Origin of the sequence: Micromonospora sp. LOL_014 (assembly GCF_048060245.1) — a bacterium.
In the GTDB taxonomy this organism is placed as follows: Bacteria; Actinomycetota; Actinomycetes; order Mycobacteriales; family Micromonosporaceae; genus Micromonospora_E.
The window spans coordinates 1-634 of the sequence record NZ_JBHMIP010000106.1 but is presented as its reverse complement, the minus strand read 5'-3'; the positions used below and the strand labels follow the sequence as shown (position 1 = coordinate 634).

The following is a 634-nucleotide window of genomic DNA, read 5'->3' as shown; positions in this document are numbered from 1 at the left end:
CCAACCGTTGACTTCGTCCCCGCCCTGAAGGAACGGGGATTCCCTTGGTCGCGCTCGGGGGTTCCTGTTTCACCGACGACCGCCCCGTCCGAGAGGAGAACTCCCGGTGAGGTCTCACACCGCCTCCACAGGCAATCACGGAGAGCCCCTCCGCGAGAATGTTCCGGGCCGCGTTGACATCCCGGTCATGGGCCTGCCCGCACCGGCAGGTCCACGACCGGACCGCCAACGGCATCCGGTCAGCCAGCACGCCACAGCCCGAACACAGCCGGGTCGACGGGAACCAGCGGTCCACGACCACCAGGTCCCGGCCGTACCAGTCGGTCTTGTACCCCAGCATGCTGCGGAACCGCCGCCAGCCCGCGTCCGAGACGGCGCGGGCCAGACGGTGACCGGCCATCATGGTGCGGACGGTCAGGTCCTCGATCACGATCGTTTGGGTTTCACGAACGAGCCGAGCGGTCAACTTGTGCAGGTGGTCGCGGCGGCGGTCGGCGATCCGGGCATGAGCCCGGGCCACCGCCAACCGGGCCTTGGCCGGTTCGCTCCGGTCGTCGCAGAGCAGGGACACGAACCAGCGGCCCGCCGCGTCCTGCGACACGGTCACCGTCGACGGCGCCGCGCCCTGCGGCAA

General features: G+C 69.9%; 1 protein-coding gene. It reads right to left on the bottom strand.

The window, feature by feature from the left end:
- Nucleotides 1–634, bottom strand: a 634-nt coding sequence (locus tag ACFHW1_RS28825) for an RNA-guided endonuclease InsQ/TnpB family protein (RefSeq protein WP_416616737.1), incomplete at both ends; no start/stop codon positions are given.